This is a genomic window from Gilliamella sp. App4-10, from assembly GCF_001690495.1.
GTDB classification, from domain to species: Bacteria; Pseudomonadota; Gammaproteobacteria; order Enterobacterales; family Orbaceae; genus Gilliamella; species Gilliamella apicola_G.
In genome coordinates, this window is sequence record NZ_LZGS01000035.1 from 330,484 (window position 1) to 354,039 (window position 23,556).

A 23,556-nucleotide genomic window follows, 5' to 3' on the forward strand; every position below is an offset into this window, starting at 1 on the left:
TTATATCAAGACTCCTAATGCTCTTCCACTGTGGTATAACCTTGTTTAGGAATATTTGGTACATGAGGAAATGCCATACGAAGAACGCCATCTTTAGTTAATTGTTTAACATACCCTTGTCGTAATCTATCTGGAGTTCTATTGACTAATATAGCAAGAGCGGATAATGAGATATAGTGCCCCTTACAAAGTGCGATTAAAACCGTTTTCATTTCATCAAAAGTAATTCTCTTTTTTATGGTTGGCGAGGCTATTTTTTCTAAACTTTGAAGGAACCCATTATCAAGTTGTGTCAACTCAAATATAAATGGCTTATCTACACGTTCATCAATTATTCTTCCTAATAAATCCTTATTGGTTGATGAAGTATTTTTATAACCGGAGCTCGGCTCCTTATAACCGGAGTTTTTATTTTTATAACCGGAGTTATTGTTTCTTGATGTCAAAGAACCATCTCTATATATGTGGTCATGTTGAATATTTTCACCATCATTAGCATAAAGAATATCTTCTGGCATAAGCAACTCTTCTTCACCAAATAACTTATATATTTTATTTTTTTTCTCTCCTTGAGATATAAGGAATCCTTTTCTTTCTAAATTAGGTAAGGCGAGCGTGACCTCTCTTGAATGCTTAGAGGTTAACTCACAAGCTCGTTGGTGATTTATCCAATTTTCTTGTGCGGTTGTAGCCAATATCATTTTTTCAAAATCATCTAATTTTGAAAAATTGTCATATCCAAATTTTTTAACTAAATAGTCGACAATATTATGGGGTATTAAGCTTGTCGTTGATAACTCTAATAAAGTCTGCTCGATATCATATTTTTCTCTTAAATTGGGAACTTTCCAATTAGCTTGTTCCCAACCTGAGTATATTCGCGGAACTCCGGAACCCGCTCGCTCCCCTAAACCAATATATAAAAACATTTGTTGCATTTTTTGGTTGCGACATTCACTGTTCCCTCCCTTTATTGCATCTTCTTTAGATATGAGCATTAGACCAGGATTTCTAAAACCAAACATATCAGGTCTTTTAACCACTAAAATGGAAACTCTGCCTGTTAAGTAATCAGCGTGAACTAAGGTATTAACTAAAGCCTCACGAAGTGCTTGATGTATACCTGAATCAGATTGACGTACACCATCTGTAATATTGAAAGGTACTTTTAAATCTGACACTAATTTTGGATAAACAAGTTGATAAAAGTCAAAAACATTTCCTGACCAGCTGCCATCATAAAATACGCGATCTATCCAACGTGTATCTATTTTGTTTTCAGGTCGCTCTATATAATCAACAGAATATTTGGGGATAATTTCTGTAATGGCATCCCATTTACCAAACATGAGTAATCCTGCAATGGTTAACCCTTCTTTTTTCGTGTATCGATCTTTTCTCCACCCGCCAATTTTGCTTAAAAATGAAAGCAAATTTTCTTTTAAAAAAGGATGTTCTGGATGCCTAGCAGAGAATATATTTCTGTATTTTTGTAAGCTTTCTATTTCAATATCATCAATCGTAAAATTATCTAAAATACGAGAGTCTGTTCCTTGTGGATCTTGTTCTAAAATCATTTGCCGTATTTTTGCTTCATCGCATTTAATGTCACTATCATTCATTCGGATATAAGCATTAACGATGCTATTGTTAATATAAATAGGTTTTTTATCTCTTGTTGCTGGATGAATACGAATAATTAATATCGTTTTGTTATCAATACTTTTTTCTAAAATATCTTTGTCGGTTAATAAATTATAATTAACTTTTTCCTTATTATTTAATGCAGTAACTAATTCTTTCTTTATTTTGGTTACATCTTTAATACCAATAAGATTAAATTTATGAGATTTTTCTTCCACACCAAGAATAACCCAACCACCTTTAGAATTTGCCATTGCTGAATAAGTGGGCCAAAAATCTTTGGGTAATTGACCTTGGTGATCTTTCCCTTGTGCAGATTTAACCTCAATCTCTTCTGTTTCGGTTAAAGATTCAATATCAGCGAGCGTGTTTATTTCAATCATGATATTCACCTAAATATTTATCATCCAACCTAAACCTTACCCATTTTTTATGATTAAGTATTTTTTAAAATGCTCGCCTTTAATAATTGATATTCATCATCAGTTATTGCGCTGCTATTTTTTAATGCCGCAATACGTTCTAATTTTTCTAATGTTTCGCTTGTTATTTCAATTGTTTTTTTTTCTGTTTTTACTCCATCAATGTTTGATTTACCTTCGCCAGTGCAAAGCCATAACAGATTAGCTCCCGTATCTAATGCGCACTGTATTATGTATTCTGCTGGAATTGTATTTCTGACAACTCTATTGGAGAGAACGCTAATTCCCACGCCAAAATATTCACATAACGCTTTCATTGTTTTTAATCTGTAAGCGCTAACCATTCTATCTATTATGTTTTTAGCACTATCAAATTGAATCATATTAACTCCCAGAATACCAAAAAGAAAACATACCTGTAAGGTATTGACATAAACCTAAAAGGTATTCATAATAAAAAATACCGATTAGGTTATTTTTTTACACTAATCAAACCAAATATAATCGAATATAAACCAGTTAGAGGAAATAATGCACTATGAAACAAGATTTATCAATAACTTTCGGTGCTGCATATATGACTGTTGAAGAATATGCAAAACATTCTGGAATGAAAGAAAAAACTATAAAAGATTATGTCCATAAGGGGTATTTACCAATTCGCAAAAAGAATATCACTGGCAAGCGATCAATTATTTTAATCAATAATGCGGCTTTAGTTGCTGAAGCGCTGGCGGACAGAAGCCCAACGATTAACATTTAAAAGGTTTAGCCATGAGTCATGTAATCTATTTGAGTTCCAAAGTCGCTAATAAACCGGCTTTAATTTTTATTCAGATTAATAACCATAACCCTAAAGGTTGGGTTGAGAAACCGAATGGGCAAGCAATTAAATTGCATCAGCCACTAACAGGTAATAAGCATGAACAACTTTCAACGCGCTCGCAATCTTGAGTACCTCCGTAACCTTCACTTATTAATAAGCGGTAAGCGTAGCTTGGCCAGATCAGCTTTTAATAATTTAAAGCCTGGGCAAAAACGGTTATTGCTAGCAGCATCAGGTATCAAGCAGCGCACAACCATCATTTACAACGCAGATAGTCAATTTTCCCACACTTGGGAAATGCGATATGACGATCTGACCGATAAAGAAATCGACAACCTAAAAAAGGGATTGTGTCGTTTGCAATCAATTATTGATGCGTTCGCAATCTGCGAATCTGCCGACTTTATAAAAGAAACAAAACAGGTGGCATAAATGAATATGACAATAGTTAACGAGGATGTATTACTGCAAGCATTAAAACAGGCTAGAGAAGAAACTAAGACTGGACTGTGTGACCTATTTACAGCAAAACTTGAACGGTTAGCGGCTCACATTCGAACTGATTACTTATCACCAATCGAGTCTGCTGAACTTCTTGAACAAGAAGCCGAAGCAATGCGGCAAAAGAATTATGAAAACGTGGCCTAATGCATGATGTTATCAAACGAACGAATGATATCGTTTAATTAGAGCTCGATAATCTAATTGCTAATCGCAAAACGTTTCAAGGTAACTCAGCAACACACTGCATTTAATGCAACGTATCGCTCCCTGAAAACGCCGTCAATTAATTGAAGGATGTCAGCTTTGCATTGACTGTCAGCAATTAAAAGACCAGCAAAGGTTAATTAGTAAAAAACACAGCGAAAGAAATATTATCGCAACGATCCACCATGCGTCCAAATTGTCATAGGCTAACGGCTTCTAATATTAAATTTGATAACACAATTGAGAATAAAAATATGTTTGATGAATTTCAATCAAAATCACTTAAAGTCATTCGGTTATATTGTTATCTATTTGGATTAATTGCTAGTTATAACATGCAAGTGATTATTGTTCCTAATGAGCTGGCAACAATCTTAAACCGTAATCTAACTGTTAATATTTCATGTGGTGATGCAGTCATGATTTGTGAAACCATTGATGCATATCATTTAGATGTGGATAGAGCAGTAGATATTATTGAATTGGAACTCAATGACGAATAAGAAGAACAAATTTTACTAATCAATAATTAAACTGGACAGTTGTCCCAAATCTTTTAAATTTCAAACAAACAAAATGCATATAGATTAAGGAGCACAAATGAATATTAAAAAATCGTTTTTAAAGTGGCCGGGAGGAAAAGGTCGCATTATTGAGTTATTACTATCTTATTTACCAACCAACGGACGATTTATTGAGCCATTTGTTGGCGCTGGTAATGTTTTTATTAATGTCGATGCCAAAAGTTATATTTTAACGGATAGCAACAGTGATTTAATTAACGTTTATCATTGGTTAAAAAGTGATGCAACAATATTGATAAATGAAACCAAAGCACTTTTTGATAGCGAAGTTGATTTTTATGAATTAAGAAACCAGTTTAATCTATCATCTAAAAGGCACACATTAGAACAAGCAGCAAAATTTATTTGGCTAAATCGACATTGCTTCAATGGTCTTTGCAGATATAACAGAAATGGCAACTTCAACGTGCCAAAAGGTAAACATAGTAATACTTATTTTCCAGAACAAGAACTCATTAATTTTAGTAAAAAATTATGTGACACCGATGTGTTACTAACTGCATGTGATTTTAGAACAACAATTACCAAAGCAGAATCTAACGATATAATTTATTGCGATCCTCCTTACCTGGGTCCGTTTAATGGATCATTTGTGGGTTATACTTCAAACAGTTTTGATTACATAAAAACGCAAGAGTTAGAAAAATGTCTGTTTGATGCAGTCAAACGGGGGGCAATTGCTATTATTTCTAACAGTGATAATCCAATAACGCAAGAAATCTTTAATAAATTCAATATCCATTCTATTGAATCTCCGCGCTCGATAGCAGCCAACGGCAATCGCAAGCCAGCAAAAGAGATTATTGGCGTGTTAACGCCAGAAATGATTAACAACTCACAACAAAAGGACCTCACAAAATAATAAGGCAAGTATTTAAAGTCATTTGAAATTCAATCGTTGTTGCATCGGCACATCAAGCAATTAAACCAGTGTTTAATGCTGACGATCAGGCGATATTAATAAATTTAACAAGATAAAGGCAAAAAGACGTAACAAGCCTATAAGTATAGCAAAAGCCCGCCTATCGGTTAAAAATTTTTAATAAACAAAGCATAAAATAATATGAATACAATCACGAACCTACCATCAATCAGCAACAGGGCGAAATCTGTCCTGTTTTTGGCTATGCGTGATTTTTACGATACCGTCGGGCAATTTTTACCAACAAAATATATTCAGCCAAAATCACAATACGCCACAGCTTGCAGGCCTCCAAAAGATTTAACGATTATTGAGCGTCCACTATGGGAACAAATCCCACATGAATATGATTATTTCCATTCATATTTTAGGGATACGCCTCAGTTTATTGGCAGATACTTCGCTAGAAAATATCTAACGCTGTATCAAGAAAAAGGCTCAAAAGTTGCTAACACCTATTTACGAACCTGTGGATTAACTCGCTGCACCGAAGTACAGAAAAAATATTCATTAAATGTCGAAAAAAGTTTAATTGCTCAAGCATTCTATAAACAGCTATCGATATTACCGAGCTTGGACAAAATCGACGTTGAAGAACTTGGCGGACAGATTGCTAGCTATATGCACAATTTAATCACCCACTTTTTAGAAACAGATGAATTTAAGTTAAGCAATAACGTCCATGAATTAGCTATCTATAAGTTTGTATTAGAGCAGCTCAAACCATTAAAAATTACAGCGCCCTACTTTGCCAATTATAAAAAAGATGAAATCAACGAACAGCAAATTGTTATCGCACTAGCCAAGCTTACTGATGATAAATGGTGGCAAAACAAGTTAACACGCACTTGGGCTTTTCAACGTGAACACTTGGCAATTGCTGCGGGACAAGTTCAGAAATCCGCAAGCCCATATGCAAGCCGCACATGCGTAGGTGAATGGAGAGAGCAAAAAAGGAAAAATCGGGAGTGGTTGAAAAATCAATGTATAGAAAATACTGAAACGGGTGAACAATTTGAGCTTGTTTTACAGGTCGATAAATCTAATGCCAACCCAGCTATTCGTCGTTGTGAGCTTATGGTTCGTATGCGGGGATTTGAGGACATCGCCGACGAGTACGGTTATGAGGGGGTATTTATAACATTGACTGCACCGTCAAAATATCACGCCGTACATGCTAAAGGTGGGTTTGTCAAAAACTGGAACGGCGGCACACCACGGGACGCACAACGCTACTTATGCAAAGTATGGGCAAAAATCAGGGCAAAGCTCAATCGTGAAAATATCAAAATCTTTGGCTTTAGAGTTGCTGAGCCTCACCATGACGGTACGCCACATTGGCATATATTAGTTTTTATGCTACCTGACAATAAAGATAAAGTTTATGACATTATGTATTCATACGCACTAGAAGAAGACGGCAACGAACCGGGTGCGCGTGAAAACCGTTTCAAGTTTGAAGAAATTGAAAAAGAGAAAGGCTCAGCAACGGGTTACATTGCTAAATATATTTCTAAAAACATTGACGGTTATCAACTTGATGGCGAAGTCGATGACGAGACAGGACAAAACTTAAAAGAGATGGCGAAGAACGTAACGGCTTGGGCTAACCGCTGGGGTATTCGTCAGTTTCAGCAAATCGGCGGCGCACCTGTGACCGTGTGGCGTGAACTGCGTCGGCTCGGCAGCCAAAAAGTCGAAAGCCCAGCAATCGACCCAGTACTTGCCGCAGCTGATGCAGGCGACTGGGCGGCATACACAGAATTACAAGGCGGTGCTATGGTACAGCGTAAAGACTTGCGCGTCAGAATTTCGTACGAAGAAGCACAAAACCAATTTGAGGAAGACGTCAAAAAGATTAAAGGGGTATTTTCCCCCATTATTGGCATGGCATCTTTTATATGCACTCGTTTAATAAAGTGGGCTATTGTCTCTAAAAATAGGCGCGAACGCGCCCCTTGGAGTTCTGTCAATAACTGTACGGAGATCAAAAAATCACCAAAGTACGATCGACGTCAAAAAGTGATAAATGAGCTAAAAAAACATCAAATAAATTACAACTCGCACCAGTTAAATCATCTTTTAGCGGGGCGGGAACTAAAATTTAGTGATAAATTGCTAATAAAATGGATTAAAGACAAGTTGGCCATAATCGATTTACACCAGAAATGGATCGAAATAGGGCCAGATATTGAGTTTTTTTAAATTTCGTAAAAAAGTTTCAAGAAAGCATATATTTAAGCAAAAAAACATAGATGTAATTTAAATAATACCTTTTAATTGCTTTTTCCACTGGTTAATTCATCGTTTGATATATTCAATGACAATATTTTTATCATTTATACCTAAATTTTTTACCATTTGTCGATAACTTTGCACATCATTAAGAACTAAATTAATAGCTGATTATTTAAACTGCGGTTCGTATTTAAAGGGTTGATAAAAAAATAACGTTTTTTTTAGTTAAACTCTTGATAACAGACTGAAAATATGTAATATTTTGTTTTCAAGTAATCAATATAGTAATGTCTCAGAAATACGGTAGCTGAAAGGTATACTCACAACGGAGTATTTAAAAATAACGATTATTAATGCGATTATTACAGTACATGATTATTTACATATCTGGCGGTTAGCCAAACAAGCCAAAGACTTTACATCTATAAATGTGTTAACTGGCATGTTAATCAATGACGAATCAAATTAGGCAAATTACGATTAACCATAAAATTGATTTAATATTGTTTATGCAAGACATAAATAAGACAGTTAACCCCCTAACCTATAGCGTTTTTAGCAAAACCAAAGAGATTGTTAAAATTATTTATTAAAACAAATCAATCCTATACAAATTACCTGCAATAGTGCCGAGCGGTATCGTGCTAAATGTATCCATAGCAGTGTGAGTTCCCAAAAAGTTTAAACTAAAATGAGATTAATTGAATGACAGAACCAACTACAACAACATTCACAGCGATTATCAGTGCTTTTTCAATATCGATTATTTATCCAAATATCGAAAATGGCATGATTTTAGGTGCGCTTTGTGGCTCAATCTTACTTGTAATTAGCGAAGAGCACATCTCCGTATTTCGCCGTATCATCTTATTTTTTATATCTTTTTCGATAGGAATGTTGCTAGCCGAAATGACATTAAATCTATTAATACCTTTATTCCCGTCAAACATTCAACCAAAAGTACCGCTCGGACTTGGTGCATTAGTCGCTTCGGCCGTTAGTGTCAAATTATTGCTTTGGTTAATTAAAAAGTTTGACGATCCATCCGACTTATTTAATAGCTTTAGGAGAAAGAAACCATAAATGATAACAACTGAACAATTGCAAAATGTGGCTAATAAGCTAGAAGTTGAGCTGGCTATGGTGCAAGCGGTGACAAAAATTGAGGCTTGCTCATCAGGCATTAAAAACGGCTTACCGGTAATTCTATTTGAAAGGCATATCTTTTACCATCAGCTTAAAAAACACGGCTTTGATATAGAAAAATTATCAAATACTTATCCTGATTTAATCAATCCCACCGCTGGTGGTTATTTAGGTGGTGCTAGTGAAAACTATCGGCTAACTCTTGCCAAACAAATTGATATTGATTCCGCAATTGAAAGTGCTAGCTGGGGCTTATTTCAAATTATGGGTTTCCACTGGCAACTACTTGGCTATGAATCAGCTCAGCAATTTGAACAACATATGACTGAAAGCGAAGAAATGCAATTAGATGCGTTTTACCGTTTTGTTACTCATAAATCGAATTGCAAGCTATTACAAGCAATGAAAGATAAAGATTTTTCAACGTTTGCAAAACTTTACAACGGTCCAGCTTATAAAAAAAATAGCTATGACTTAAAACTCAAAGAGGCATACGAAAACTATGCAAAATCTATTAAAAAGTAAGCTATTACCGTGGTCACTATTACTGGTTTGTTTATTGTTAAATTGTGTGCAAAATCAACTATTGAGCACTAAAAATAAACAATTGCAAACAAGTAATCTACAACTACAGAATGATAAGCAAAAGTTAATCGAAATCATTGATGATAAAAACAATGAATTAATTGAACTTAGTTATCAGTATCGGGCAAATGAACAAAAATTGATAGAACAAAAAAATCAACTGCACGCGGTTGATACGTTAAATCGTCAATATCAACAACAATTGGAGCTACTTATCAATGAAAATAAACAATTACGCATATGGTCTAATACTGATCTGCCTGATGTTATTAAATGGCTGTACACTCGGCCAGAAATCAAAGGAAGTGAAGATTATCAAAACTGGATGTCCAGCCGTAACGCCTTGCTATCTTCCCATGAATAATTTACGGCGGAATCGTTCATTAATTGACGACAACCAAGCCATCTTAACGGCATGGCATCAATGTGCGATTCAAGTCGAAATGATTTATCAATGCCAGCAAGAACAAAATCAGCATGGGAAAAATTAAACAATTTCTGGTAAAAGTTTTAGAGGATGATTTTAATAATGGAATGTATAGTTTCCAACAAATAAAAAAACTGAACCCTGTAAATCACAGGATTCAGTTCTTGCAAACAAGCCTGATTTATAATTCTTTAGAGCCCAAACGTGTAGCATGTTTAAGATAAAGGTCTATCGGATCTGGTTTAGTCGGATGAACACCCGCAATTTGATTGATAGCATCCAGATGATCCATTTGATAATCAGAACGGATAACCTTACCCAAATGAGAACTATAACGACCAACTAAACCATCGTTATGCTTACGCTCTTTTCTGAAAAACGTAGCTAATTTAGCCAGAACAGTATGCGAAGGATCAGCAGTATTTAAGCCTTCATTAACCACTCTTGATTTGATAATGCCACTCCAAGAATAATAGTAAACACCATTACTTTCCTGCTCTTTACCTTCGCCACCCCATTTTTTAGGGAGACCTTGCGGATATTTTAAGTTAAATTTTTTAATACTTTGAGTCGACATGTTTTTCAGTGATTTTTCAAAATCATTTACTAAAAACGGTTTGTTACTAAACAGACCAATAAATTTCATAAATGCTTTAACTATCACATCAGCAGTAGGACCTGTCATCTTACCAGAGATAATCTCCAACATTAAATCTGCAAGCTCAGAACCGTAATTCATTCCATTTACAGATGTTACTGAAGCCACCATGCTAGGATGGAGAGCTGCGACGTAACGACAGGTAAGTGCACCTTGACTATGCCCAATCAGATTTACTTTTTGGCTACGCGTTTTTTCACGTATATTCATCACTTCATTTTTCAACTGTTCACCAGCTGCTTCAGTTGAATCGGTAGCAGAAATTGCAACTGTATAAACAGCATAACCTTGTTTTTTTAAAGATTCAGCGATCTTAAAGAAATATGGGTATCCCTTAATTCGGTTGAACCCAAACAGCCCATCTACCAGTACGATTGGATATTTTGTTTTCACAACTTTTAAGTTAGATATTGTTTTATCCATTTAACCTTCCTTAATTATTCTTATATATGAGTTATTATTGTTATTTTATAAAAATTTTACAAAGACGGTTTAAAAATCTAAATTAAAAGTAATTTCTTGCATAATGCACTAATTCTGTTTTTTTATGCAGAAATTAACCGTAAAAAAACGATATCATTTTCGATATAATAATGCAAATTTAATTTTTAAAAAATTTTCATTTACTTTACTAAAAAATCCTAAAATGATGTTTATTTTATATACTTTAATTAGTCTGTTGTTACGCATGAATTAGAAACTACATTAACGATATGCACATTATTTTTAATTACGTTCACAGATCCAATAAAATATTTTAATTTAAAAATCAATTTTTTAAATTAAAAATCTTCCATGCAAATAAATTCTTCTTAATTGTTTCTGCAAAAATACGGTTAAATTGTTTAAAAGTAAAATTGAGCTTCGCCAAAAAATTTGACAAAGCTTGTGAAAACCTCATCATTAGTTAAAATTCACGTAGAAAATTAAGTGGTGTGTTTTTGTATTTTATATACAATCAATGTTAGATTATCACGTGTTCAGAAAATCCTCACTTCATTTACAGTAATTTGGAAAACAACTGTAATGGGTATACATAAAAAATTAATATTTTATCCACGGCAAGAGATATAACGGCTACATCACAACGAAAAAAGATGCCATATAACCTATATCCCAATGTAAACATAGCAGTTTCAATCAAATGTCATCAAGTAACATAAATAAAAAGCAGGAATATCCTCCCGCTATTCTATTGATTATCTTTTACTTCAGAATCATTTCTATTTTTTATCTTCAATAATAATTCATGCAATAAACACAAACCAATTTTTATATCATTTTCTGATAGCTCAGCATCAATCATTAATTTATTAATAAATTCGGCTTGCTCTAGTTTGATATCATTTTTTTTTATTTCATCCATCGCCTACCCCCCTTTTTTATACTGTTATTATATACAGTATATTTATTGCGGGAATTATTATCAAGCAGAAATTTTATAATCTATTAATCAACACTCTGATTCTTTAGATGTTTTATATATAAAAATGTATAAAAATCATAAGGAAATTATGATAATAACACAATAAATAGCAAACTGATTTTTAGATTTAAAAATAAAAACAACCGCCAATTAATCGCCATCCGAAAAATAAATAAAAAAATATTTAATTATTTAGTTGTTTTCATTTGTTTTATTTAAAAATAGAAAGACACCGAATCACTCAGTTGCGGAATAAGAATCCGCTTTTCTCTTTCGTAGCTATATTTCAATTAATATGAAGTGATATCTGGTACGGATAGTGAGGCTTGAATCCGCACACCTTTCAGAACTAGAACCTAAATTTATCATTTATACTAATTCCACCAACCCCATTTAGAAACAATAGAAAAAGTAACTTGGTAAAAATAGACTGAATGATTAGCTATCAAAATAGTGAGGAGATTGAATTGGCTGGGGTACCAGGATTCGAACCTGGGCGTGGCGGGATCAAAACCCGCTGCCTTACCGCTTGGCTATACCCCAATTAATATAAAGTAATACTAGTGCGGATAATAAAATTTAAATCTTCACACTTTTCCGAGCTGGAACTGAATCTAGCGCTTCTACCAATTTCACTATATCCGTTTAGGAATAATCGAAAAGCAAATTGCAAAAATAAACTGAATCATCAGATATCAAAACATTAAGCAGATTGAAATGGCTGGGGTACCAGGATTCGAACCTGGGCGTGGCGGGATCAAAACCCGCTGCCTTACCGCTTGGCTATACCCCAACAAAGATAGAAGTTAATATTAAATGGTGCGGGTGGAGAGACTTGAACTCACACACCTTGCGGCGCCAGAACCTAAATCTGGTGCGTCTACCAATTTCGCCACACCCGCACTGAATACTCCCGGTAAAAGTACTACCTAATATTAATGGTGGCTACGACGGGATTCGAACCTGTGACCCCATCATTATGAGTGATGTGCTCTAACCAACTGAGCTACGTAGCCATTCATTTGCAACACCATAACCAACGTTGCGAGGCGCATTATGCTTGTGTTACGTCAAATCGTCAACCCTTTTTTTAAGATATTTTGAAAAAAAATGATGATTGATTAAGATGCAATCAAATCCAGTTTAATAACGCTTCAATTCGCCTTTTTTGTAACTCAAAATAAATTTGTTTTCCTATATATCCTTCAGCAATGATTTGTTGCACATTGACATCATTGGCAATTTTATAAGCTTTTTTTAGATAATTTGCTTGTGTAAATGATGTTGTTTTAGCAAAAACTTGGCTTGCAATAATTAATTGGTCAAGATGCGAAGGATTGCGCCATACATCAATACTATTTAGTAAAGAAACAATTTGTTCTGCAGTAAGTGTTTGCACTCTCTCAAGATCATGACGATATTGCTGAACCATGATGGCTACTTTAGTATAGTTATTGGGAGCTTTAAATTTTGCACATAATACTTCAGCTGTTGACTTGTTAGGTAACTGTGCACACAACACAGCAAAACGGATAGTTAAATCATCTGTTAATAAAGCAGATTTTTTTAATGCATTAATAATATCGGTTGATAAACCTAACGATGGAAACAGCAACTTAAGTGCTCCACATTGTTGTAGCACTTGAAAATAGATTTGGGGATTTAAAGTCGACAATGCCTTTTCAGTTTCCTTCCATACACGCTCTGGTGTTAGATAACTAACCTCACCAGCGGATACCATTTGTTTCATCAGTTCTAAAGTTTGTGGCGCTACTATAAAACCTAATTGGTGAAAACGCGCAGCAAAGCGTGCCACACGTAATATACGTAGTGGATCTTCTCGAAAAGCTGGTGAGATATGGCGCAAGATTTTATGTTTAATGTCATCAACACCATGATAAGGATCGATGATATTGCCGTTTTCATCCATGGCTATGGCGTTAATGGTTAAATCACGGCGCATAAGATCTTGTTCTAATGTGATTTCTTTACCAAAATCGCATATAAATCCAGTATACCCTTTACCGAATTTACGTTCAGTACGAGCCAATGCGTATTCTTCTTTTGTGTCAGGGTGTAAAAACACTGGGAAGTCTTTACCCACTTGTTGATATCCTAACGCCAAAAGCTCGTCTGGGGTAGCGCCAACAATAACCCAATCATGGTCGGCAACTGGCAGATGTAACAATCTATCTCGTACTCCTCCCCCTACAAGATAAATTTTACTCATCTATCACATCCAACGATCTTTTTTGCGTCGACTAGATATAATACTTGGTAATATAAGTCCTAAAATAAGACCTCCGCCAGCAACAAGACCACCATAGGTAAACCAAGTTACAATAAGATCTCGACGTTTATCATCCACTTGATTTAGCATTGATTCAATTCGTGCTCCTTGCTCTTTTACCTTTTGCTCTAAAGCTTCATTTTTATTTTGTAGTGTTTCAATTGATTTTTCAGCCGATTGCAATTTTTGGACATAATCACTCACCAATTTTTGTTGATAAGCTTCAGCGTTATCAACTCTATCTTGATATTCTGCCAGCTTTGCTTCTAACAATGGTAAGCGTTCTTTATAGCTAGGTTGTTCATTTAGTTTAGAAGTTTCAATCCAAGCTACACGCCCATTTTTAAGTTGAATGCGGGTATATTTACCATCTGCGCTCTTTTCAAGCTCAACGACTTTTTCGCCAGCTTTAACCGCGTTAGAAAATGCATATTGTGAACCAGGGCCACGATGCAAATAAACATCAACATCATCAGACACATATTTGTCTATAGCGTAAGTATCAAAAAAAATCGCAAAAAGCGAAAGCATCGCAATAATATTTTGTTTTTTCATTATATTCCCAATATTTACCTATAAATAATCTCATAATAACACAAATAACCAACAATTCGCATATTCATTTTATGATAAATGGTTTTAAAGTCTAAATTAAAAGCAAGGACCTGATAAATGAAATCGATTACAATTTATGAGATCTTAATCACAAAATATGAAATTAAAGATATTTTTTTAGGTAAATTGCTTTTATTTTATATAAATGACAAATTATAAGATTGGAGTCATTATGAATTATCGTCTTAAAAATAACTATATAGATGTCTTGTTCCGCACTACTCCTTATGCTGAATTATGCTATTTTGGTAAACGATTACATAATTTACAACCTAAAGCGGTTGAAATGCTGCTCCCTGCTGTACCTAATTCTCGTATAGACACTAATGTGCCGTTCACCCTTTGTCCGGAAGAAGGTTTAGGTAATTTTAGTACGCCAGGGCTTGAAGGACATCGAAATGGTAAAGATTGGTCTCCCGTTTTTGTTACCAAAGATGTCATTAACACAGATAATAACATTACTATTATTAGTGAAGATAGTATTGCTAAACTTCGTTTAACTAGTTATTTTATTTTAGATAAAAGTGGAGTGCTACAATGTCAAAATACCTTAACCAATTTGGGTAACGAGCCATATCAAGTTAATCGTTTTTCGGTTACACTTCCTATTCCTGAACGAGCTCAAGAATTAATGGCGTTTAGTGGTCGTTGGATTAAAGAGTTCTTCCCCCATCGAATCAAAATATCCCATTGCGGTTATTTACAAGAAAATCGCCGAGGTAGAACATCACACGAGTATTTCCCTGGTATGATGATTGGTACAGAAGGTTTCAAAGAACAAACTGGCGAAGTTTGGGGGATTCATTTGGGTTGGAGTGGTAACCATCGTATTCAAGTTGCCGTCAAAAGTAATGGTAAGCGTTTTATTCAAGCTGAAGCATTATATCTTGCTGGTGAAATATCACTCGCTAAAAATGAATCTTTAAGTACACCTTGGTTATATGCGACCTATAGTGATGAAGGCTTAAATAAAATGAGCCACCACTTTCATGAGTTTTTACGTAGTCACATTATTAAATTTACTAAAAATAAACCCCGTCCTGTCCATCTCAATACTTGGGAAGGCATTTTTTTTGACCATAACCCTGATTATATTATGAAAATGGCAACTAAAGCCGCCCAAATTGGTGTGGAACGCTTTATTATTGATGATGGTTGGTTTGGTAACCGTGACGATGATTATCAAGGCTTAGGAGATTGGTATTTAGATGAACGAAAATATCCAAACGGTTTAGAACCAGTGATTAAACACGTTAAAGACCTTGGTATGGAATTTGGTATTTGGGTTGAGCCAGAGATGATCAATAAAAATTCAGATCTTTATCGTACCCATCCAGATTGGTTGCTTGAGCTACCAGGTTATCATCAGCCAGAAGGTCGCCATCAATATTTACTTGATTTACAACGCCCCGAGGTTTTTGAATATCTGCTAGAAAGACTAACATGGTTACTCGGTAGTTATGACATTGATTATATTAAATGGGATATGAATCGAGAAATTGTTCAACCAGGCCATAAAGGTAATCCAGCAATTTTAGGTCAAACTAAAGCGCTTTACCGATTACTTGATATTTTGCAAGAAAAATTCCCTGATGTTGAAATTGAATCTTGCTCATCAGGAGGGGGGCGCATCGATTATGAGATGTTAAAGCGTACACAACGTTTTTGGACTTCGGATTCTAATGATGCATTAGATAGACAAATAATTCAACGTGGTATGAGTTACTTTTTCCCACCAGAAGTGATGGGTGCGCATATTGGCGGTGCTTTATGTCATACCACATTCCGCGAACTGCATATGAATTTGCGTGGTCTAACAGCTTTATTTGGTCATATGGGCGTTGAACTCGATCCAGTGAAGGAGTCTGAGCGAGAACAAAAAGGGTTTGCACATTATATTAGTTTACATAAACAGTTGCGTCCTTTATTACATAGTGGTAACACTGTACGTTTAGATGTTGATGATAGCCCAGCGATGCAAAGTTATGGTGTTGTAAGCCAAGACAAAAAAGAAGCTGCGTTTATCATTGCTCAACTAACATTACCAACTTATGCGTTAAGTGGTAATTTGCGATTAACAGGCTTGTTAGCCGATAAGCAATACCAAATTGAGGTGCTAGATATGCCTGATAATATCGATCCTGCAATAAATGGCCATGTTATGAAAACATTACCGCAATGGATGAAGACTCAAACAATCCTGACTGGTAATTGGTTAATGCATGTGGGATTGCCTTTACCAGTGCTTGATCCGGCAACAGCAATGTTAATAAAAGTGACTGCTAACTAATATTATTAACGCTCTTAACTTAATTATTTAGCAACTAACTAGCAGGAGGAATTAGCTAAATTACTAATTCTCCTTAATATTCAATTACTACTGAAACGATTGTGGTTGTTGATACGTTAATGATATTATTGGCAAACACTTTTTTTTACCTTATTATAGTTAATTAAGTCATATATTAAGACTATTGCAAGTCTAATCAGCTTAAAGATGTCAGCAAAAGAAGATAGTTAACTTTCGCTTTATGCACCTATTTTTTTATATTGTTGATGACCGTCAAATCGCTATATTGACAATATATTGAGCATAAATATTTTATCAATAGTAATTAATTAAAAGGTTTTTTATGGCGACAATAAAAGATGTTGCACGTTTAGCAAAAGTATCAGTTGCAACCGTGTCTCGCGTGATTAATAACGCAAATAACGTGCGAGATAATACACGAGTTACCGTAAAAAATGCCATGGAAACATTAAACTACTATCCTGATGCTAATGCACGAGCTTTGTCACAGCAAAATTCGAATACCATTGGTATTATTGTAGCCGATGTTTCAGATCCGTTTTTTGGCGCTATGGTTAGTACCGTTGAAAAAGTTGCTTCACGAACTGGGCATTTTTTGTTGATTGGCAATGGTTATCATAATGAGCAACAAGAATATAATGCCATTACTCAATTGATTGAACATCGCTGTTCATCGTTAGTTGTACATGCCAAAATGATCCCCGATAGTACCCTTAAAAAATTAATGCAACAAGTGCCAGGAATGGTTCTGATTAACCGCATTGTAAAAGGGTTCGAAAAGCGCTGTATTGCCCTTGATGATCGCTATGGTTCTTATCTTGCAGTCAAGCATTTAATTCAACATGGACATACTAAAATTGGTTATTTATGTTCAAATCATAACATCTCTGATTCATCTGATCGTTTACAAGGTTATAAAGACGCATTATTAGAACATGGTATCAACGTTAATGAAAACCTGATCGCTATTGGTTTACCAAATGAAATAGGTGGCGAACAGGCAATGATGTCATTGCTTGAACGAAACAACCATATCACCGCAATCGCTTGTTATAACGACTCAATGGCAGCCGGTGCAATGTCTGTACTTTATGATAATGATATTGAGATTCCAAACGATATTTCGATCATTGGTTTTGATGATCTCGTTTTATCACGTTATTTACACCCTAAATTAACCACCATTCGTTATCCATTACAAACAATGGCAGAACAAGCTGCTGAATTAGCATTAAAGTTGGCTAAAGGTGAAGCACCCCCTTCAAATTTAATCAACATTTTTATACCAACACTCACGAAACGTTATTCAATAAATTTCATTAGATATTAACTATTTAATATCTAATGAAATTAAATAATACAGTAAATAGATATCAACAAACTATCCATTTTTCATCTGACCTATATAAGTAATTTTTTCTTAATAATAATTCAGATCATGAATTTAGTATTATTTTCTATTACGTAAAATTATCATTAAAACCAAACTTCTGTTTGTACACCAAAACTAATTTGATGATCTTTACCATTAAAATCAAATTGACTAATATCATTTTGTAACGCTTCTATATAAGAAACATAAAAGCGGATATCAGGCCTTGAAGATAAAATACTTTTTCCAACTTTGAATGAATGATAAAGTGTTGTTTTGTATCCCTCTTCAACATAAGTTTTACTTTTGACTTTATTCTTTTGCCTAAAGTAACCTAGTTCAATACCGCTTTGATTGTAAGTATCCCATATATAAGCAGGTCTTATTGCTGATTTAAAGCTCATAAAATCGGTATGCGCAAGATGAAGATCATAAGAATAAATATCATTGCCCGAAGTTAACGCCAAAGCATGAGCAACAATCATATCATCGCTTAAATAGGCTTCACCTTCTGATACGAAGCGATAAGCTTTACCACCAGTATGCGTTCCAATATAGTCATTATCCGAATTACTGGCAAACTCTGGATTATTAGTATTAATGTTAGCTAACTGTGAAGCTACAGAATTGGTGGCCGTCTGTAATGTAAACTGATTAAATCCACCAAAAAATGCATTTTGACGCAATACAAAGCTACCAAGCCAAGCATTTTTAACAGAGATATTATTTTGAATTTTAGATTTATTTGGCGCTGAATAACGCGCATTCACACCAAACGTTGCATCTTTCCATAATGGAATATCATGATAGCGGATTTCTAATTCATTTAAATCAACTTCTTCTTTTTTATATTGGGTAATTTTATTACCATCGCTATCCGTTTTAATGACATCTTTTTTATTTTTCACATTTACATCTGCTCTAACTAAAGCTAAATCAAGTGCACCAATACCCACTTTAAGATTTTCGATCCCAATCCCCCCGCCTGCTGGCGTTTTTTGTGTTTTCCAATCGAGCATTTGTATTTCATTATAAGGTAAAGAATGTTTACCAACCCATAATTTCGCATCAGGAAATCTAGGCACAAAACCTTTAGTTTCTAGATAGATATCTGAAAATTGCATAAGATTATCATCTTGAGTATTAAATAAACCCGCAGCTTTATTGGTTGCCACGTTTCCATCAATCATAACAATTGCATCAACTCTTTTGCCCTCTTGATCATAGACTTTTTGCTTAAAGATAAGATCATACCAACCACCATATTCATTACCAAATCGACCTAATGCACCTTCAGCATAATTTTTAGGTTTGCCATTACTTGAGGTTGACCAACCACCACGGAAGTAGCCGTTATAAGAAAACCCTATTTCATCTTTAATATAGTCTTTAAATTCAGCTAAAGTAAATGATGTCTTTTCTAGATAATTTTCGTCTTGTGTGGTACCAGTTTTTGATGTATTAACTAGCACTATTTGATTATCATTACTTACTGTCGGAAGATTAACAGAACCCTGTTGTTTTACAATTGTTGGTTTTTGACTATTTTTAAGCGTTTTTCCCTGATTATTTATAACAATTTGTTGTTTTTGAAGATGATTATTTAACTGAGCGAGCTGTTTATTAGACTCAATCACTTGCTTTTTCAAATCATTAGACTCTTGACTAAGTGCTAATAATTTTTGCTCTAATAACGCAATTCTTGCTTCTAACTCATCTTGAGTTGCTGCCAAAGCATTTGGTAAATAACTTAATCCCAGCATAGTCATTAAAGCAATTTGTTTTATCTTTATTTTACATACTATTTTTTTTGAAAATTTCATTTCCCCTCCTATTCATTATTTTAAAAATAGATAAATATCTTTTAAATTTGAGGCAAAAAAAAACCTAAAGAATAGTCATAACTATTCTTTAGGTTTTGCCCGCTATAAGTCGGTAACAATCCAATACCTTTTAATAGGTAATTTCAATATAACTAATAAAAACGACTATTCAAAAACTAAATACTAATAGTGTGATTGATATCACATTAAAAATTATCATTTTATATACAACTTCAACAAGGGTAATTAGCATTCTAAAAAATACCAAAACGGTAAAAAACTTATTAAATAAAAATGTATACGATTACATAAATGTTAACTTCATCACTGTTTTTAAACACGTGTAATTTATAATCCATAAAAGCTCGATGATAATAATGTTGGTAATCATGAGCAGTCAACATGACATAACAAACCGAATAAGTGGGGAAATATATGAATCCTTCTTTTAATGAAATCATAAACCGACATGATTGGAATAATTTATCTATTTTAAATATTAATCGACTTGATAGCCATCCAAAATTTCATAGCTGGCGAGATAAGCAACAAGCTAAAAATAATAGTAATTCAGACTCGGTATTATCGCTAAATGGTGATTGGTTTTTTAGTTATTATAATAATCCCAAACTAGTACCCGAATCTTGGTTACAAAAAGAGTTAGATCGCACAACTATTCCAGTACCCTCTAATTGGCAATTGCATGGTTATGATGCGCCAGTTTATACCAATATACGTTATCCTTTTCCTTATAATCCACCTAATGTGCCAGAAGAAAACCCGACTGGGTGTTATTCACGCTACATATCCATAACTAAAGAATGGCTAGTTAAAAGTGATACGCGGATTATATTCGATGGAGTTAGTTCTGCTTTTCATCTTTGGTGTAATGGACAATGGGTTGGTTATTCGCAAGATAGCCGAATTCCAGCAGAATTTGATCTAACGCCTTTTTTGCATGTAGGCAAAAACCGCATAGCAGTATTAGTTTTAAAATGGTGTGATGGCAGTTATCTTGAAGATCAAGACATGTGGCGATTAAGTGGTATTTTTCGCGGAGTTTCATTACTGAATAAACCTAAACCACACTTACGTGATATCCTCATTGACACCTTACTTGACGCTTGTTATCAAAATGCCACTTTATCGCTACAGGTTGATGTTCAACATGATGGAAATATGGATTTATTAAATGTCGGTGTTGAATTGTGGTATAAAGATAGATTGGTTGTTGAACATATCCAACCAATCGGTTTACCTTTCACTGATGAAAAAGGAGGATACACTGACCGTTTACACTGTGAAATACCGATTACCAAACCAAAATTATGGAGCGCAGAAAACCCAAACCTTTATCGCATTATTGTTAGTTTATATCACAAAAAAACAGGATTAATTGAATCAGAAGCTTATAACGTTGGATTTAGAACAGTTGAAATCAAAAATGGGCAACTATGCCTAAATGGTAAACCACTTTTGATTAAAGGTACAAATCGCCATGAGTTCTATCCTGATTTGGGATATGCGTTGACTGAAGAAGCAATGTTACATGATATAAAATTGATTAAGCAACATAATTTTAATGCTGTGAGATGCAGCCATTATCCTAATGATCCACGTTGGTATGATCTTTGTGATCAATATGGTTTATATTTGGTTGATGAAGCCAATATTGAATCACATGGTATGTTTCCTATGTCTCGCCTATCGGCAGACCCTCGATGGTTTTCTGCTTATAGTGAACGAGTAACAAGAATGGTTCAATGCAATAGAAATCATCCTTCCATTATAATCTGGTCGCTAGGAAATGAATCAGGACATGGTTCGAATCATGATGCACTTTATGCTTGGATTAAAAGCAACGATCCCACTCGTCCTGTGCAATATGAAGGCGGTGGTGCTAACTCTGCGGCCACCGATATAATTTGTCCAATGTATGCTCGCGTTGAACAAGATCAGCCACACCCTAACGTTGCCAAATGGGCAATAAAAAAATGGGTCTCAATGCCAGATGAAAACCGTCCACTTATTTTATGTGAATATGCCCATGCAATGGGCAACAGCCTAGGAGCATTTTATAAATACTGGCAAGCATTTAGACAATATCCTAGGTTACAAGGTGGTTTCATTTGGGAGTGGGCTGATCATGGTATACGTCGTTATACTCAATCTGGCGGTAGTTATTGGGCTTATGGTGGGGATTTTGGTGAAGCTTATCATGATCGGCAATTTTGTTTGGATGGATTAGTGTTTCCTGATAGGACTTCTCACCCTAGCCTAATAGAAGCAAAAAAAGTGCAGCAGCCATTTCAATTTGAATTAGTTAGTCAAAAACCGTTGATTATTGATATTACAAGTGAATATTTATTCCGCCATACAAATAATGAAATTTTGTGTTGGGAATTATTAGTCAATGGAAAAAAACATCAAAACGGAAAAATTAAACTTAATATTAAACCAGATAGCTCATTACAAATAACCCTTCTTAACAATATACCAAGTGATTTAAATTGTGAAGACTTACATTTAACAGTCTGTATTATTCAAAATAAATCTACGCCATGGTCACAAGCCGGTCACATTGTTGCATGGGAACAGTGGCGATTAGCTAATTCATATATTCCACCATTAGCTTTTTGCCAAGCAAAAAGTAAGCTAATATTGACTGAAAACCAAGATGATTACATTGTTAATTACAAACACCAGCGTTGGAAATTTAATAAAAAAACAGGGCAACTTTACCAATGGATTAAAGGAAATAAACCACTATTAGCCTCGCCGTTTACTGATCAATTTATTCGTGCTCCTATTGATAATGATATTGGTATTAGTGGCGATTATGATAGTAATAATAATCCATTTGCTTGGATTGAGCAGTGGAAAGCCGCTGGTTATTACAATCTTACTCATCAATGTCTAGATATACAGCTCACACAAACAACTGATAAAATTGTGATAGAAGCTTTACATGTATACTTATTTAAAAACAAAAAGGTCATTCAAAGTAGATGGCAACATCAGTTTGATCAAGAAGGCAATTTGACTTTATCAGTGCAAGTTGATATCGCTAATGATATGCCCGCACCAGCGCGAATTGGCTTAAGTTTTCAAATGAAGCCAATCCCTAAAAAAGTAAAATGGCTTGGTTTAGGGCCTCATGAAAATTATCCTGACCGAAAATCATCCGCTACTTTTGGTGATTGGTCATTACCTTTTTCAGAACTTTATACACCTTATATTTATCCATGTGAAAATGGATTGCGCTGCGACGTTAAAAAACTGCAACTTAACGAAATGACAATAACTGGGCATCAATTTAAATTTAACATCAATCAATATGGCACTGAGCAACTCATGGTAAAAACACACCGCCATTTATTAGCACCCAAGCCATATGCATATGTAAGCATTGATGCTTATCATATGGGGATTGGTGGCGATGATTCTTGGACACCAAATGTACATCCTGAATTTTTACTGACAGAAAAATATTATAGTTATCAACTGGTTTTTAAGTGTTAATTAAAAACAATTAACTATATAAAAAATAAGGCACTAA

General features: G+C 34.5%; 21 protein-coding genes and 4 tRNA genes. 14 read left to right on the top strand and 11 right to left on the bottom strand.

Annotated features, from left to right (window positions below):
* Positions 1–14: 14 nt before the first annotated feature.
* Together A9G23_RS06545 and A9G23_RS06550 are read right to left on the bottom strand one after the other, a co-directional pair.
* A complete protein-coding gene (locus A9G23_RS06545; RefSeq protein WP_065586831.1) occupies positions 15–2,027 on the bottom strand; it encodes an RNA-binding domain-containing protein in 2,013 nt (670 codons plus the stop codon).
* A gap of 53 nt (positions 2,028–2,080) precedes the next feature.
* A complete protein-coding gene (locus A9G23_RS06550; protein ID WP_065586832.1) occupies positions 2,081–2,449 on the bottom strand; it encodes a helix-turn-helix transcriptional regulator in 369 nt (122 codons plus the stop codon).
* A 155-nt stretch (positions 2,450–2,604) separates the two neighbouring features.
* On the opposite strand from A9G23_RS06550, the gene A9G23_RS06555 reads away from it, so the two are divergent.
* The 11 genes from A9G23_RS06555 to lysC all read left to right on the top strand — a co-directional run bounded on the left by A9G23_RS06555 (position 2,605) and on the right by lysC (position 9,566).
* Positions 2,605–2,829 (top strand): hypothetical protein, encoded by a 225-nt coding sequence (locus A9G23_RS06555; protein WP_065586833.1) that lies wholly within the window; start codon positions 2,605–2,607, stop codon positions 2,827–2,829.
* 11 nt (positions 2,830–2,840) lie between these two features.
* Positions 2,841–3,020 (top strand): hypothetical protein, encoded by a 180-nt coding sequence (locus tag A9G23_RS06560; protein ID WP_065586834.1) that lies wholly within the window; start codon positions 2,841–2,843, stop codon positions 3,018–3,020.
* Between the two features lie 43 nt (positions 3,021–3,063).
* Positions 3,064–3,324, top strand: a complete 261-nt coding sequence (locus tag A9G23_RS06565; RefSeq protein ID WP_065586835.1) for a hypothetical protein — start codon at positions 3,064–3,066, stop codon at positions 3,322–3,324.
* Positions 3,325–3,540, top strand: coding sequence for a DUF2732 family protein (locus A9G23_RS06570; RefSeq protein ID WP_065586836.1), 216 nt, complete (start codon positions 3,325–3,327; stop codon positions 3,538–3,540).
* 314 nt (positions 3,541–3,854) lie between these two features.
* Positions 3,855–4,103, top strand: a complete 249-nt coding sequence (locus A9G23_RS06575) for a hypothetical protein (RefSeq protein WP_141669951.1) — start codon at positions 3,855–3,857, stop codon at positions 4,101–4,103.
* 97 nt (positions 4,104–4,200) lie between these two features.
* A complete protein-coding gene (locus A9G23_RS06580; protein WP_081296975.1) occupies positions 4,201–5,046 on the top strand; it encodes a DNA adenine methylase in 846 nt (281 codons plus the stop codon).
* Between the two features lie 201 nt (positions 5,047–5,247).
* Positions 5,248–7,311 (top strand): replication endonuclease, encoded by a 2,064-nt coding sequence (locus A9G23_RS06585; RefSeq protein ID WP_081296976.1) that lies wholly within the window; start codon positions 5,248–5,250, stop codon positions 7,309–7,311.
* A 738-nt stretch (positions 7,312–8,049) separates the two neighbouring features.
* Positions 8,050–8,427: a putative holin gene (locus A9G23_RS06590; protein ID WP_065586839.1), complete on the top strand. Its 378-nt coding sequence runs from the start codon at positions 8,050–8,052 to the stop codon at positions 8,425–8,427.
* On the top strand, positions 8,428–9,015 hold the full coding sequence (locus A9G23_RS06595) for an N-acetylmuramidase family protein (protein ID WP_065586840.1): 588 nt from the start codon (positions 8,428–8,430) through the stop codon (positions 9,013–9,015).
* Positions 8,993–9,439 (top strand): hypothetical protein, encoded by a 447-nt coding sequence (locus tag A9G23_RS11745; protein ID WP_065586841.1) that lies wholly within the window; start codon positions 8,993–8,995, stop codon positions 9,437–9,439. Before A9G23_RS06595 ends, A9G23_RS11745 begins: the two co-directional genes overlap by 23 nt.
* On the top strand, positions 9,339–9,566 hold the full coding sequence (lysC, locus tag A9G23_RS11665) for an Rz1-like lysis system protein LysC (protein ID WP_218058722.1): 228 nt from the start codon (positions 9,339–9,341) through the stop codon (positions 9,564–9,566). The genes A9G23_RS11745 and lysC overlap by 101 nt, the downstream gene beginning before the upstream one ends.
* Before the next feature lie 117 nt (positions 9,567–9,683).
* On the opposite strand, the gene A9G23_RS06605 is transcribed toward lysC, so the two are convergent.
* From A9G23_RS06605 to A9G23_RS06635, 8 genes are all read right to left on the bottom strand, one after another.
* Positions 9,684–10,583, bottom strand: a complete 900-nt coding sequence (locus A9G23_RS06605; RefSeq protein ID WP_065586842.1) for a lipase family alpha/beta hydrolase — start codon at positions 10,581–10,583, stop codon at positions 9,684–9,686.
* A gap of 769 nt (positions 10,584–11,352) precedes the next feature.
* Complete coding sequence (locus A9G23_RS11510; RefSeq protein WP_176700606.1) at positions 11,353–11,526, bottom strand: hypothetical protein; 174 nt, start codon at positions 11,524–11,526, stop codon at positions 11,353–11,355.
* A 528-nt stretch (positions 11,527–12,054) separates the two neighbouring features.
* Positions 12,055–12,129, bottom strand: a tRNA-Gln gene (locus A9G23_RS06610).
* Positions 12,130–12,304: 175 nt separating this feature from the next.
* Positions 12,305–12,379 (bottom strand) — tRNA-Gln (locus tag A9G23_RS06615).
* A 24-nt stretch (positions 12,380–12,403) separates the two neighbouring features.
* Positions 12,404–12,488 (bottom strand) — tRNA-Leu (locus A9G23_RS06620).
* Between the two features lie 37 nt (positions 12,489–12,525).
* Positions 12,526–12,602: transfer RNA gene (locus tag A9G23_RS06625), tRNA-Met, on the bottom strand.
* Positions 12,603–12,718: 116 nt separating this feature from the next.
* Positions 12,719–13,816, bottom strand: a complete 1,098-nt coding sequence (locus A9G23_RS06630) for a CCA tRNA nucleotidyltransferase (protein WP_065586843.1) — start codon at positions 13,814–13,816, stop codon at positions 12,719–12,721.
* A 3-nt stretch (positions 13,817–13,819) separates the two neighbouring features.
* Entirely contained in the window at positions 13,820–14,431 is a 612-nt protein-coding gene (locus A9G23_RS06635; RefSeq protein ID WP_065586844.1) for a TIGR04211 family SH3 domain-containing protein, read from the bottom strand.
* Positions 14,432–14,663: 232 nt separating this feature from the next.
* Between A9G23_RS06635 and A9G23_RS06640 the strand changes: the two genes are divergently transcribed.
* Together A9G23_RS06640 and A9G23_RS06645 are read left to right on the top strand one after the other, a co-directional pair.
* Positions 14,664–16,781 carry an alpha-galactosidase gene (locus tag A9G23_RS06640; protein ID WP_065586845.1) on the top strand — a complete coding sequence of 706 codons (2,118 nt, stop codon included), beginning with the start codon at positions 14,664–14,666 and terminating at the stop codon, positions 16,779–16,781.
* A 343-nt stretch (positions 16,782–17,124) separates the two neighbouring features.
* Positions 17,125–18,132, top strand: coding sequence for a substrate-binding domain-containing protein (locus A9G23_RS06645; protein ID WP_065586846.1), 1,008 nt, complete (start codon positions 17,125–17,127; stop codon positions 18,130–18,132).
* Positions 18,133–18,278: 146 nt separating this feature from the next.
* Here A9G23_RS06645 and A9G23_RS06650 read toward each other — a convergent pair whose 3' ends face one another.
* Complete coding sequence (locus A9G23_RS06650) at positions 18,279–19,997, bottom strand: carbohydrate porin (protein ID WP_065586847.1); 1,719 nt, start codon at positions 19,995–19,997, stop codon at positions 18,279–18,281.
* A gap of 435 nt (positions 19,998–20,432) precedes the next feature.
* Between A9G23_RS06650 and A9G23_RS06655 the strand changes: the two genes are divergently transcribed.
* The gene (locus A9G23_RS06655; protein WP_065586848.1) at positions 20,433–23,519 is read left to right on the top strand and encodes a beta-galactosidase; all 3,087 of its coding nucleotides are present in this window, start codon (positions 20,433–20,435) and stop codon (positions 23,517–23,519) included.
* Positions 23,520–23,556: the final 37 nt, after the last annotated feature.

What these genes read in the sequence shown, in the direction of transcription:
- A9G23_RS06645 (WP_065586846.1), top strand. Translation starts at nt 17,125, where the DNA reads ATGGCGACAATAAAAGATGTTGCACGTTTAGCAAAAGTATCAGTTGCA.
- A9G23_RS06605 (WP_065586842.1), bottom strand. Translation starts at nt 10,583, where the DNA reads ATGGATAAAACAATATCTAACTTAAAAGTTGTGAAAACAAAATATCCA.
- A9G23_RS06650 (WP_065586847.1), bottom strand. Translation starts at nt 19,997, where the DNA reads ATGAAATTTTCAAAAAAAATAGTATGTAAAATAAAGATAAAACAAATT.
- A9G23_RS06635 (WP_065586844.1), bottom strand. Translation starts at nt 14,431, where the DNA reads ATGAAAAAACAAAATATTATTGCGATGCTTTCGCTTTTTGCGATTTTT.
- A9G23_RS06655 (WP_065586848.1), top strand. Translation starts at nt 20,433, where the DNA reads ATGAATCCTTCTTTTAATGAAATCATAAACCGACATGATTGGAATAAT.
- A9G23_RS06575 (WP_141669951.1), top strand. Translation starts at nt 3,855, where the DNA reads ATGTTTGATGAATTTCAATCAAAATCACTTAAAGTCATTCGGTTATAT.
- A9G23_RS06595 (WP_065586840.1), top strand. Translation starts at nt 8,428, where the DNA reads ATGATAACAACTGAACAATTGCAAAATGTGGCTAATAAGCTAGAAGTT.
- A9G23_RS06630 (WP_065586843.1), bottom strand. Translation starts at nt 13,816, where the DNA reads ATGAGTAAAATTTATCTTGTAGGGGGAGGAGTACGAGATAGATTGTTA.
- A9G23_RS06555 (WP_065586833.1), top strand. Translation starts at nt 2,605, where the DNA reads ATGAAACAAGATTTATCAATAACTTTCGGTGCTGCATATATGACTGTT.
- lysC (WP_218058722.1), top strand. Translation starts at nt 9,339, where the DNA reads ATGTTATTAAATGGCTGTACACTCGGCCAGAAATCAAAGGAAGTGAAG.
- A9G23_RS11510 (WP_176700606.1), bottom strand. Translation starts at nt 11,526, where the DNA reads ATGGATGAAATAAAAAAAAATGATATCAAACTAGAGCAAGCCGAATTT.
- A9G23_RS06580 (WP_081296975.1), top strand. Translation starts at nt 4,201, where the DNA reads ATGAATATTAAAAAATCGTTTTTAAAGTGGCCGGGAGGAAAAGGTCGC.
- A9G23_RS06570 (WP_065586836.1), top strand. Translation starts at nt 3,325, where the DNA reads ATGAATATGACAATAGTTAACGAGGATGTATTACTGCAAGCATTAAAA.
- A9G23_RS11745 (WP_065586841.1), top strand. Translation starts at nt 8,993, where the DNA reads ATGCAAAATCTATTAAAAAGTAAGCTATTACCGTGGTCACTATTACTG.
- A9G23_RS06640 (WP_065586845.1), top strand. Translation starts at nt 14,664, where the DNA reads ATGAATTATCGTCTTAAAAATAACTATATAGATGTCTTGTTCCGCACT.
- A9G23_RS06585 (WP_081296976.1), top strand. Translation starts at nt 5,248, where the DNA reads ATGAATACAATCACGAACCTACCATCAATCAGCAACAGGGCGAAATCT.
- A9G23_RS06545 (WP_065586831.1), bottom strand. Translation starts at nt 2,027, where the DNA reads ATGATTGAAATAAACACGCTCGCTGATATTGAATCTTTAACCGAAACA.
- A9G23_RS06550 (WP_065586832.1), bottom strand. Translation starts at nt 2,449, where the DNA reads ATGATTCAATTTGATAGTGCTAAAAACATAATAGATAGAATGGTTAGC.
- A9G23_RS06590 (WP_065586839.1), top strand. Translation starts at nt 8,050, where the DNA reads ATGACAGAACCAACTACAACAACATTCACAGCGATTATCAGTGCTTTT.
- A9G23_RS06560 (WP_065586834.1), top strand. Translation starts at nt 2,841, where the DNA reads ATGAGTCATGTAATCTATTTGAGTTCCAAAGTCGCTAATAAACCGGCT.